Source organism: Vibrio diazotrophicus (assembly GCF_038452265.1).
GTDB lineage: Bacteria > Pseudomonadota > Gammaproteobacteria > Enterobacterales > Vibrionaceae > Vibrio > Vibrio diazotrophicus.
The window spans coordinates 277,825-288,766 of sequence record NZ_CP151843.1 but is presented as its reverse complement, the minus strand read 5'-3'; the positions used below and the strand labels follow the sequence as shown (position 1 = coordinate 288,766).

Sequence of the window (10,942 nt, the reverse complement as noted above, 5' to 3'; positions counted from 1 at the left end):
TATCGCTTTGCTAGCGATAAAAAGAACACTGTAATTCCATCAGAAGCAATTTAAGTAAGGGCAAGCTATGTTCGTATACAACAAAGACGTGAAACTCGAAGATTTAGGTAATGGCATTTCTCGCAAAATTCTCGCATACAGCGAAAACATCATGAGCGTAGAAGTTTACTTCGAAAAAGGTGCTGTTGGTACTCTTCACAACCACCCACACGAGCAGCTAACTTACGTTCTTTCTGGCGAATTCGAATTCACTATCGGTGATGAGAAGAAAATCGTAAAAGCTGGTGACGCACTGTACAAAGAGCCAAACGTTATGCATGGCTGTGTATGTTTAGAAAAAGGCGTTCTACTCGATAACTTCACGCCAATGCGTAAAGATTTCATCGCTTAATTAATCAATTTCTTATAAAAACTATCTTCCTACTCCCGACATAAAGGGACCTATGGATCTCCTTGCCAGTCTAGTAGACTGGCTTTTTTTTATCTGAAGTTTTGCTGAGGCTAACATGGAATATCACTCTCACTTCGAATCTCTGTTACAACTGAACGAAACCTCTGAAGTTTTTCCCCTGTGGCCGCCTACTCTAATTAGTGAGAATGCCACTGCAATAGTCCAGCACCGTGATCTTAACGATCTCACTTCTAACCGACTTATATCGGGTGTCTCATGCCCAGAGATAATGGTTTATACGCCTCAGCAATCAAACGGTATCGGTATTGTTGTTTTTCCAGGGGGGAGTTATCAGAGAATCTCTATTGATAACGAAGGAAGAGATGTTGGCAACTCTCTAACTGCGCTGGGTTTTACTGTTTTCGTATCTACTTATCGCATGCCGGGTGAAGGTCATAACTTAGGTTCTGAAACATCTTTAGCAGACGCACAGCGTGCTATCCGTTGGGTACGTGCAAATTCAGATAAGTGGCAGCTTCGCTCTGTTGGTGTGCTTGGGTTTTCCGCTGGCGGTCACCTAGCAGGTCAATTAGCGACTCGTTTTGCTACCCAATTACAAGAAAATGTTGATGAAATTGATGCCCTATCCGCTAAGCCAGACTTTTGCGGACTGATGTACCCTGTTATCACGATGAACGACGAATTCGGACATAAAGGCTCTGCTTATGAGCTGTTAGGTGCACACAAGACCGAAGAACAACTCAATCGCTACTCTATTGAAAAGTGTGTGCATAGTGATATGCCTGCTTGTTTTCTTGTGCATGCTAACGATGATGATTCGGTGCCAGTAGAAAATAGCCTACTTCTTTGGAATGCTTTACGCGCAGAAAGTGTTCCGGTTCAGCTCCATCTGTTTAACGAAGGCGGACACGGGTTTGGAATTCAAAAAGTGAAAAACAAACCCGCAGGGCAATGGCCAGAACTTTTCAATAATTGGATTTGCCATATATTGAAACAACAATAAATTTCCAAACTCGTCATTGCAGCACCAGCGGAATCTAATTTAAGCATCGGTGAAACCTAGATTCTGGTAAATGCTACGAGTTCCCCAGAATGACACAGCAAAGGAAAGCTCCTTACTAGGCGCTTTTTACGTTTTTGAGATAGGCTTTCAGCCAACCTAATCGCATCATTCTTAGATAGAAGATCGTTCCGCGAATCCACCAGTCGGCAAACATACCCGCCCAAATACCATAAATGCCAAACTCGAAGTAAATTCCAAAAATGTAGCCAAGAACAATACGTCCTCCCCACATACTGGCAATAGATATATACATGGCAAACTTGGCGTCTTTTGCACCTTTAAATGCAGCAGGTAATACCCAAGAAGCGGCCCAAACTGGCATCATAATAGCGTTTAGAATAACCAGATTAAGAATCACATCCACCACTTCCGGTTCATCGGTATACCAAGCCGCTATATAAGGTGATAAAAGAACGAATATGATGGAGAACAAACAAAGTACTATGGTTGCTGTCCAGAAGATCAGCTGCATTTCTTGAAATGCAACCTTTGGCTTGTTTTGCCCTAATCTTTTACCTACCAATATCGTTGATGTCATTGCTAGCGCATTTCCCGGAATATTTAGCAATAACAGCATTGAGAATGTAATGACGTTACCAGCCATAGCAACCGTCCCCAAGCCTGCGACCATAATTTGGGTAATTAGCTTACCTAAGTTAAACATTAACGATTCAACGCTAGCTGGTACGCCAACTCCTAGGATGTCCAATAGAATCTTCTTTTCAAAACCAACAAAATATTGGCGTAAACTCACCTTAAACGTACTATTTTTCATTAGGCATACTAAGATAAAAACAGCGCCGGCCCACCTAGCTAAGGTAATCCCAACACCTGCACCTATCATTCCAAAACCTTGCCACTCGGTACCGAACAATCCATGAACGCCATAGATCAGAGGATAACTAAACAATATATTAAGCACGTTCATTGCTATGTTAGACATAGCAGGTAAACGAGAGTTACCTACTGCGCGCAATATTCCACTACCAACCAGAGTAATCGCTAATGCCGGATAACTTAACGCTACAATGGTTAGAAATTTATCACTTAACGCTATAACTTCTTCTTCTGCTCCATAGGCTACGATGTAAAGCATAGAATCGGAAAACATGAAGATGGACAACATAAAGGTAATAGCAACAAAAATGCCCAGAACCATAACTTGTCCAGCAGCAGATAGAGACGACTCGCGGTCTCCTCTGCCAAATGACTGGGCGACAACTACTGAGCCACCAAGAGCTACAGCGGTCATAACAGAAATTACTATCCAGGTAATACCATCCGTAAAACCCACAGCAGCGGTCTTGTCCGCGCCAAGACGGGCAACAAGGACAGTACTGATGATCCCCATCAACACGACACAAAATAACTCTAAAATGATTGGCCAAGTAAAAGGCCAAACATGTCTTTTTAACAAAGTTTTATGACGGTAACGGAACTTGAGTGAAAACTTTGTAGCTTTCGACCCAATAACGCTAGAGTCTGAAGATCCAGGCTCTAAATGTGAATTGGACATGGTGACTCCTATTAACGTGCAACCATGGCCATTTCGTTATGTGGTTGCCCGTAGATCACGTCGCGATCATAGACAACTTTTATTTCACCGTTAATGTTCCTGTCACCGTGTAAGTATCCACCAGTAGATATCATTTGTGGTATATCGTCATATACACCAGCATATGCTGCTTCTAACGCTAACAATGCGTATGCAATAGGATCATCTAAGCGTGCATATTGCTGAGTAAGGTCCTCTACAAATAGGCCACTATTTTCGTGGTAATGTTTCTTAAGCAAGTTTTGAGCAACGCTATCAGCCAGAACCAATAAACGTTTGTCTTCACTATGCTGATGCAGTTCTAGGAGCGCAAATAACAAGTAAGTTGACGCTAGGTTTGACTTCTCAGCGACCTCTACTGGAACCAAAGTTTCAACATCAAGCGAACCTAAGTTAAAACGCTCAAACATCTTCGCCGTCAGCGCTTTAACCTGTTGATTAGAACTTACTCGAGCAGTACGAACCAAAGTCAGCAAGTATGCGGGATCCGCTGGGCGACGAGCTAAGGTTGTACCTTTTTCACCATAGTAACCGTGACGTTTGAATGTATACCCTGTTAAATCCGTGCCGTCCGTCCACATTGGAAGAACTTCGTTGCTTTCTTCATCCCAGGCATGAGAGAAGTAACCAACAATCCCTTCAATTACCCAATTAAGCCACTCTTCGTCATTAATATTTTGTACACAAGACAACATAGCTAATGGGTTGTCGACAACCACCGCCCAACAGTCTCGAAACAGCACGTTTGCTTCGCGAGCCATATCGCCAAATTCAGGGCCAAACTGACGCTTAGCTCGGTCGCCAAACCAAGAATAAGTCAGACGGTCATCTTCCGGAATCGGTTCACGCTGCTTAGGGGAAGAGAACTGATAAACAGGCATGCGTGTTTCTGGGTGACGCGCCGCCACAAACTGACGATATAAGTGTTTCGCCCATTTAAGCGCATCTTCATCACCTGTGTAACGATAGTAATGACAAGCTGCATAAATCAAATCAGTAGAAGCATTAACGAAAGTTAAACCGACCGTTTCTGGCAGTTCAGGCCACTTCGCAGGATCAACCACTTCTTTCGGTTGATGAATTTTAAATAGGTCTGCTGGGAATTCTCTGCCATATTCGCCATGACGGGTCAGATCAAGTTTCTCCCAATCTGTAACGTGCGCAGCCCAGAAGCCTTTCAAAAAACTTTCTGTGACTTCAGGCTGCATTTGGAACAACAAATCATAAAACGGGAAATGGTGCTTAAGTTCGTGCACACACTCTTTACTTGCTGGGCCTTCAATGTCACCAGTTTCTAGGTTTACAAATCGATGGCCGCCCCACTGTAATAAACCACTCGCTTTATCGGCATAGTTCTCTAGAAAATATTCCGTAATATTCTGAGCTTCATGTAGGTACAAATTGTTACCCGTTAACATACTAAACGCCAGATACCCACGCATGAGATTTTGCTGACTAGCAAAGTTACTCATAGGTACTTCAACCCCGTCAGGATAGATCCACTTGGCTGGTTTTAAAGTTTTCACATCAATGCCATCAGCCATTAATGGGCTATGTGCAGCTTTTCCTAAATCTAACGATTGCTGGTAGAAGCGCTTAACAATAGGAAGCAGAGAAACACGAGAATCAGACATAATACTTTCTCCAATAATAGGAAGGCTTTGATAACAAAAAGAATAACTCTCAGTTGAAGCAAAAATTTTTCTTTTTGGTATAAACAACTATACCCAAGTAACACACGTCACTTGGGTATATAGCCTCCCCTAAGGGAGGCTAGAACAACACATGACTATTATTTAGCGATGCGTTTTAGGATACGGTTACCACGACGTAGGAAATCTTGAGCAGCACCTTTAACGTCAGTTTGACCATAATCTAGTTTCTCCATTGACTCGCCGAAAAGCTCCATTAACTGAGCATTGTCAGTGAATGTCGTTGGAAGAACTTGTTTTGGTAAACCTTGAGCTTGTAGGTAGCCTTGGTAGCTCAAGCTTTCTGGATCTATCTCACCTGCTTCGTGCAAAGTTTGTAATCCTTCTTTGCTCATAGGAATACCACGAGCTAGACCAAGAGCTTTAACACCAATTGGATCATTCAAGAGGAATGTTACTAGCTTAGCTGCCTCTTCAGGGTGCTTAGTGTTACGTCCAATCGAGAACATCATTGATGGACGAGCTAATAGGCCTGAGTCAGTTGCGCCAGGAGCCATTGGGTATGGCCCTAAATCCATATATAGACCAGGTGCTAGGTTAGCTGTGTACTTAGCAATTGCGGTATCCCACATGTATACACCACCGAAACGGCCATCAATCCATGGACGCATTTCGTAAAGGTTTCCCTTACCGTAAGAAGAAAACTCTTTCGTTGATGGGAATACGTGGTTATTAACTTGATCTACGTATAGCTGGAAGAACTTCTCCATCTCTTCTTGAGAGTAAGCCAGAGTTGTCTTTTGTGCATCAATGATATCTTTACCTGTAGTTTGAAGCATGTAAGAACGGTTCATAGCGAACACATCACGCGCTTCAATCACTAGTGGGTAGTAATCAGCACCTAGATTTTTCTCAAACGCTTTACCCGCAGCCATTAGTTGATCCCAATCGGTTGGGAACTCAACACCTGCTTTCTCCCAAGTTGGAGTGTTGTAGTAGAAAACACGTGATGTCATAGACACAGGAAGACCGTTGATCTTACCTTCGACAGTTGTCATATCGATAGCATTTTTCGGGAAGCTACCTACATGCAGAATGTCTTTCTGCTGGTTCATGTCGTAGAAACCATCACCATTCTTAGAAAAGATAGGTAACCAGTTCCAGTTAGTTTGCATTACGTCTGGTTCAGTATTACCTGCAACCTGAGTAGTCAAACGAGATAAATGGCCATCCCAGCCTGTGTATTCAGCTTTAACTTTAATACCAGGATTTTGCTCTTCAAACTTTTGGATTGCATTCAGTGTAGCTTGGTGACGTGAGTTCCCCCCCCACCAAGACATACGTAGCTCTACGTCAGCAAATGCTGAAGCAGAAGTTGCACCGATTGCAGCAGCGATAAGTGTAGTCAATACCTTTTGATTCATGGATATATCTCCAGTTTTATTTTATTAGAGAAATGTTTTTCTCAGTTTTCTTATCGAAAATGTGCACTTTGCTCATTTCAACGGCAAACTTCACATTCTTCTGTAATTGCATACCTAGTTTTTCACGTACATCATCAACTGGAACACGTGCTGTCAGCTCTTTGTCGCCAACACGGAAGTAAACAAATACTTCGTGTCCCATGTTTTCCATACGAACAACATCACCAACCATAGTTTGAACATTTTCGTCTTCAACTAGTGACAACGTGATATTGTCTGGACGAATACCAAACACAGTTTTGTCGTAGCCATGTGCTCGAACAGCTTCGGCTTTAACCTTTGGCAAACGCAGACGTTGATCACCAAATGCTACATACATTTCACCATCTTCATCCGCGATTACGACTTCATGTAAATTCATTTCCGGAGCACCGATGAAACCTGCTACGAACATGTTTACAGGGCTGTTGTACAATTCAGTTGGAGTATCAACTTGCATTATTTCGCCAAGTTTCATTACACAGATACGGTCACCCATGGTCATCGCTTCTGTTTGGTCGTGAGTGACGTATACTGCAGTAGCAGGGTTACCCGCTTCTTTCAGATGACGGTGTAAGTCAGAGATACGAACACGCATCGAAGCACGTAGTTTTGCATCTAGGTTTGATAGTGGTTCATCGAATAGGAACACTTCAGGTTTCTTAACGATTGCACGACCTACCGCTACACGCTGAGCCTGACCACCAGATAGCTGACGTGGTAGACGATCTAGTAGCTCTTCAATTTCAAGAATTTCAGCAGCTTCTTTAACGCGAGCCTCAATTTCTTCTTTTGGTAACTTCTGTAGTTTCAAACCAAAACCTAGGTTCTCTTCTACCGTCATGTGTGGGTATAGAGCGTAGTTCTGGAATACCATCGCGATGCCGCGATCTTTTGGTGCTAGGTTATTTACTACTGTACCGCCGATAGTAATTTCACCACCGCTGATTGTTTCCAGACCCGCTAACATACGTAGCGTAGTTGATTTTGCACAACCTGATGGGCCTACTATTACTAGAAACTCACCATCTTTAATTGTTAGGTCGATACCGTGTACCGCTTTGAAACCGTTTGAATAAACTTTCTCTAGTTTATTAAATTTAACTTCAGCCATTTTACTTACTCCAAAAAATTAACCTTTAATACCGCTGCTAGCTGCGCCTTCAATAAAGTATTTCTGAGACATGAAGAACACGACGATTGACGGGATGATAGCGATAGATGCCATTGCTAGGATTTCATTCCACTTCGCGCCTTCTGTAACGTCGATAGACATTTTCAGAGCAAGTGCAATTGGGTACTTCTCTACACTTGATACGTAGATAAGTGGGCCTAAGAAATCGTTTACTGACCACATGAACTGGAACAGTGCAACAGAGATGATTGCTGGGCGGATAACTGGAACCACTACGTGCCAAAGCACTTGGAACGAGTTACAACCATCAATCATTGCGGCTTCTTCCATGTCTGTTGGTACGCCACGTAGGAACTGAACCAGCATGAATACGAAGAAACCTTGTGTTGCAAATGCCAGTGGCAAGTACAGAGGTAGATAGCTATCAAGTAAACCCATTTCGCGGAACATGATGTATTGCGGAATAAGTAGTACAGATTGTGGAAGCAGGATGCTTGCAATTAGCGTAGCAAACCAGAATTTCTTCCATGGGATTTCAAAACGCGCAAACGCGTAAGCTACGATTGTTGAAGAAACAACAGTAAAGAATACTTTTGGCAATACATAGAAGAATGTATTCAGGATGTAGTGACCAAATGTAAATTCTGTACCGGTTTTCCAACCGTTGATGAAGCCTTCTAAACTCCACTCACTTGGGATCAAGCTCATAGAAGAGAAGATTTCATGGTTTGGCTTCATTGCCGCTGTAAACATCCACAATAGTGGGTAAAGCATTAAGAAACCAACGATAATAAGAACTGTGTATCGAATAGCCGCATTGATTTTCTCACGACGAATCGTACGTTCGTTTTCTTCGTTTGCAGCTGCTGCTGCGTTAGCAATTGAAGTAGACATTATGATTTGCCTCCTTTATCACCTGAGTAGAATACCCAGTACTTCGACGAACGGAATGTGATTGACGTGAAGATTGCTACTACGATGAATAGTGCCCATGCCAATGCAGAACCGTAACCCATATCAAAGAACTTAAACGCTGTCTCATAGATGTATAGAGAGATCAGGTAAGTTGACTTCATTGGGCCGCCGCCAGTGATAACGTATGGCGCTGTAAACTCTTGGAATGCTTGAGTTGTTTGCATGATGAAGTTGAAGAAGATAACCGGTGTAATTAGTGGCACAGTTACTTTCAAGAACATTTGCCATTTGCTTGCACCGTCGATCATCGCAGCTTCATACTGAGATTGAGGAACATTCTGTAGTGCTGCTAGGAAGATAACCATCGCAGAACCAAACTGCCACGCACGCAATAGTGTGATTGAGAATAGCGCGAAAGCTGGTTCACCTAGCCAGTTAATTGGGTCAATACCAATAAAGCCTAAGGCACCGTTAAGAACACCATCGATAGCAAATAGAGCACGCCACAGTACCGCGATTGCAATACTACTACCCAGAATTGAAGGGATATAGTAAGCAGTACGGAAGAAGCCAATACCTCTTAACTTAAAGTTAAGGATAAAAGCAATCCCTAGTGCGAACGCTAGTTTTACCGGGATGGTCAAGAAAACGTACAAGAATGTGACGCTCATTGACTTCCAAAAGATATCATCTTCAGTGAGCATGTACCGATAGTTTTCAATACCGATGAATTCAGGTGAAGTCATCAGGTCATAATCGGTAAAGCTCATCACGAATGATGAAATAAACGGAAAAGCGGTAAACATTATCAACCCTATAATGTAGGGAGATAAGTACGCTAATCCTAGCTTACGATTTTCATACATTTTCTCGTCCTCGTTAAGTTTAACTGCCCATGGGTTAGATAAGTTCTTTCCTAAGACACCCATCGACTTCTGCTAGCCATTAAACGTGAATTTATAACGTTTACCATGCGGAAATTCGCAATTTGTGATCTTGGATATTATTTTTAAATATAAAAAATAAAAAAATGAAACATAGTTCCTGTTTTATAGATTAAGCGTTCTCAAAAAATGAATCAATTTAAACTCAGCAGGTTTTCAGTTGGGATTCATCAGTCATGATTTAGAAGATTTCTTATTATTAATCATTTAGTTAAGCAAAATTAGGGACACATAATACATAGAGAGTGCTCTCTGACACACAATCTCTGTACACACACTAAAAATAAATTATTTGATCTTTATCAAAAATATATTTTTTCACGTTTAAAAATATATTTTGAGTGAATATAAACTAAAGCATTAGAAACCCGAGCAATAATAATTAATCTCTCGATAGGCTAGAAAGGATGTATTGATCGGGTAGTGAGTGACGCAGATTTTATTACTTAATTTATTAATTTTTCATGAAAAAATTCAAATAAAAACAACTTATTTTTGTAAAGAAATCGTTTATTAACAAAGAGAATCATTGCAAATGAAACCCTCTACCCTTTAAAATTTTGATCAAATAATTTCCCAAGAAATACAACGTACAGTCACTCGCCATCCCTATGATATTAATGTTCTTTTACACATTAAATAGCTAAACAATCACCCTTTCTTTAAGTAACCCAAGGAGTCTACTTTGTTGTTTACATAGCCTTAAACCTATTTACTCACTCTATTTCCTATAAAAATCACAACATATTACCAACATAAATGAAAATTAATGATTACCTAGCCAAGGAGAACACCAAAAGCCAAAATAACTTAACAGAATGTTTTATATGGAAAAATCATAAATTCCTATCGCTCACAACAACTCATTAACCCTCATGATAAAAGTGACTCACCGCTACCCACCCGTTCAGAGTTAAAATACTAAAAAAATATGCTAAGTTGATCACTTTTAAATACACACCAAACATGAAACAGTGTTTCAATGATCACACTTCCACAAACAAACATTTTTAAACTAAATATTTTTATATAAATTAAACACCGAACCATAATTACAAAAACGGTGTTTTAAAATGAAAAAAGTACTTATCTCTGCTATCGCACTCGCTATTACAGCTACTGCTGCACAAGCTGCAACAATCAACTTACGTCATGAATATAAATCTGAATTTGGTGATAATGATGCATATCATGGTGACCGTATTGCTGTTAGCCATCGTTTCGCAAACGGTGTAGGTTTTGAAATTGAAGCAAAATACAAATCGAACACGACTGGAAATGATGATGCATTTGATGAATTTACTCAAAATGGTCACCAAGCAAACGTAAGCTACCGCTACAAATTGAATGACTCATTCACGCTAACTCCTCAATACAAAATTGAAATGAACAGCAGCGACAAGATGAGCAATCAGTTCAACTTGACACTAGGTTACAAAGTTAACGACGACCTTTCAGTTTCGTACCGTCAACGTTACAACTATACAACTCAAGCAAACAAGGAAAGTAGTGAACACTACAACCAAGGTACGTTTGCCGCTAGTTATTCTGGTGTTGAAGATTGGGGTTTTGGTGCTTCTCTAGATTACCGCTGGAGACAAGAAGGCCAAGACACTTGGAAAGGTAACAAAGCTGGCGTTAACGAAGTGAACTTCACCGGAGAATATAAAGGTTTTGAAAGTGGCTGGCGTCCATTTGCTGAACTAGGTTTCGAACCGACGAAAAAATACAGCACAGACACAGAAAAAGGTGATTACCGTCCACGTTACCGTGTTGGCCTGAAATACAACTTCTAATTAAATC

Annotated in this window: 9 protein-coding genes; 3 read left to right on the top strand and 6 right to left on the bottom strand. The window is 41.1% G+C overall.

The genetic code is table 11. The features are described 5' to 3' along the window. Nucleotides 1-67 precede the first annotated feature (67 nt). Both AAGA51_RS16630 and AAGA51_RS16625 read left to right on the top strand, forming a co-directional pair. The gene (locus tag AAGA51_RS16630; RefSeq protein ID WP_042481078.1) at nucleotides 68-391 is read left to right on the top strand and encodes a cupin domain-containing protein; all 324 of its coding nucleotides are present in this window, start codon (nucleotides 68-70) and stop codon (nucleotides 389-391) included. Between the two features lie 115 nt (nucleotides 392-506). Next, the gene (locus AAGA51_RS16625) at nucleotides 507-1,415 is read left to right on the top strand and encodes an alpha/beta hydrolase (protein ID WP_052404546.1); all 909 of its coding nucleotides are present in this window, start codon (nucleotides 507-509) and stop codon (nucleotides 1,413-1,415) included. A 115-nt stretch (nucleotides 1,416-1,530) separates the two neighbouring features. On the opposite strand, the gene AAGA51_RS16620 is transcribed toward AAGA51_RS16625, so the two are convergent. From AAGA51_RS16620 to AAGA51_RS16595, 6 genes are all read right to left on the bottom strand, one after another. Next, nucleotides 1,531-2,991 carry an EmmdR/YeeO family multidrug/toxin efflux MATE transporter gene (locus AAGA51_RS16620; protein ID WP_081878646.1) on the bottom strand — a complete coding sequence of 487 codons (1,461 nt, stop codon included), beginning with the start codon at nucleotides 2,989-2,991 and terminating at the stop codon, nucleotides 1,531-1,533. Nucleotides 2,992-3,002: 11 nt separating this feature from the next. Continuing rightward, nucleotides 3,003-4,664, bottom strand: a complete 1,662-nt coding sequence (locus tag AAGA51_RS16615; protein ID WP_042481081.1) for a pectate lyase — start codon at nucleotides 4,662-4,664, stop codon at nucleotides 3,003-3,005. Between the two features lie 158 nt (nucleotides 4,665-4,822). Further along, the gene (locus tag AAGA51_RS16610; protein ID WP_042481084.1) at nucleotides 4,823-6,106 is read right to left on the bottom strand and encodes an ABC transporter substrate-binding protein; all 1,284 of its coding nucleotides are present in this window, start codon (nucleotides 6,104-6,106) and stop codon (nucleotides 4,823-4,825) included. 16 nt (nucleotides 6,107-6,122) lie between these two features. After that, nucleotides 6,123-7,259: an ABC transporter ATP-binding protein gene (locus AAGA51_RS16605; protein ID WP_042481087.1), complete on the bottom strand. Its 1,137-nt coding sequence runs from the start codon at nucleotides 7,257-7,259 to the stop codon at nucleotides 6,123-6,125. An 18-nt stretch (nucleotides 7,260-7,277) separates the two neighbouring features. Beyond that, nucleotides 7,278-8,174 (bottom strand): carbohydrate ABC transporter permease, encoded by an 897-nt coding sequence (locus AAGA51_RS16600; RefSeq protein ID WP_042481089.1) that lies wholly within the window; start codon nucleotides 8,172-8,174, stop codon nucleotides 7,278-7,280. Further along, complete coding sequence (locus AAGA51_RS16595) at nucleotides 8,174-9,001, bottom strand: carbohydrate ABC transporter permease (RefSeq protein WP_255209350.1); 828 nt, start codon at nucleotides 8,999-9,001, stop codon at nucleotides 8,174-8,176. Before AAGA51_RS16595 ends, AAGA51_RS16600 begins: the two co-directional genes overlap by 1 nt. A 1,211-nt stretch (nucleotides 9,002-10,212) precedes the next feature. On the opposite strand from AAGA51_RS16595, the gene AAGA51_RS16590 reads away from it, so the two are divergent. Further along, nucleotides 10,213-10,935, top strand: a complete 723-nt coding sequence (locus AAGA51_RS16590) for an oligogalacturonate-specific porin KdgM family protein (RefSeq protein WP_042481092.1) — start codon at nucleotides 10,213-10,215, stop codon at nucleotides 10,933-10,935. Nucleotides 10,936-10,942: the final 7 nt, after the last annotated feature.

What these genes read in the sequence shown, in the direction of transcription:
- AAGA51_RS16630 (WP_042481078.1), top strand. Translation starts at nt 68, where the DNA reads ATGTTCGTATACAACAAAGACGTGAAACTCGAAGATTTAGGTAATGGC.
- AAGA51_RS16625 (WP_052404546.1), top strand. Translation starts at nt 507, where the DNA reads ATGGAATATCACTCTCACTTCGAATCTCTGTTACAACTGAACGAAACC.
- AAGA51_RS16620 (WP_081878646.1), bottom strand. Translation starts at nt 2,991, where the DNA reads ATGTCCAATTCACATTTAGAGCCTGGATCTTCAGACTCTAGCGTTATT.
- AAGA51_RS16615 (WP_042481081.1), bottom strand. Translation starts at nt 4,664, where the DNA reads ATGTCTGATTCTCGTGTTTCTCTGCTTCCTATTGTTAAGCGCTTCTAC.
- AAGA51_RS16610 (WP_042481084.1), bottom strand. Translation starts at nt 6,106, where the DNA reads ATGAATCAAAAGGTATTGACTACACTTATCGCTGCTGCAATCGGTGCA.
- AAGA51_RS16605 (WP_042481087.1), bottom strand. Translation starts at nt 7,259, where the DNA reads ATGGCTGAAGTTAAATTTAATAAACTAGAGAAAGTTTATTCAAACGGT.
- AAGA51_RS16600 (WP_042481089.1), bottom strand. Translation starts at nt 8,174, where the DNA reads ATGTCTACTTCAATTGCTAACGCAGCAGCAGCTGCAAACGAAGAAAAC.
- AAGA51_RS16595 (WP_255209350.1), bottom strand. Translation starts at nt 9,001, where the DNA reads ATGTTTACCGCTTTTCCGTTTATTTCATCATTCGTGATGAGCTTTACC.
- AAGA51_RS16590 (WP_042481092.1), top strand. Translation starts at nt 10,213, where the DNA reads ATGAAAAAAGTACTTATCTCTGCTATCGCACTCGCTATTACAGCTACT.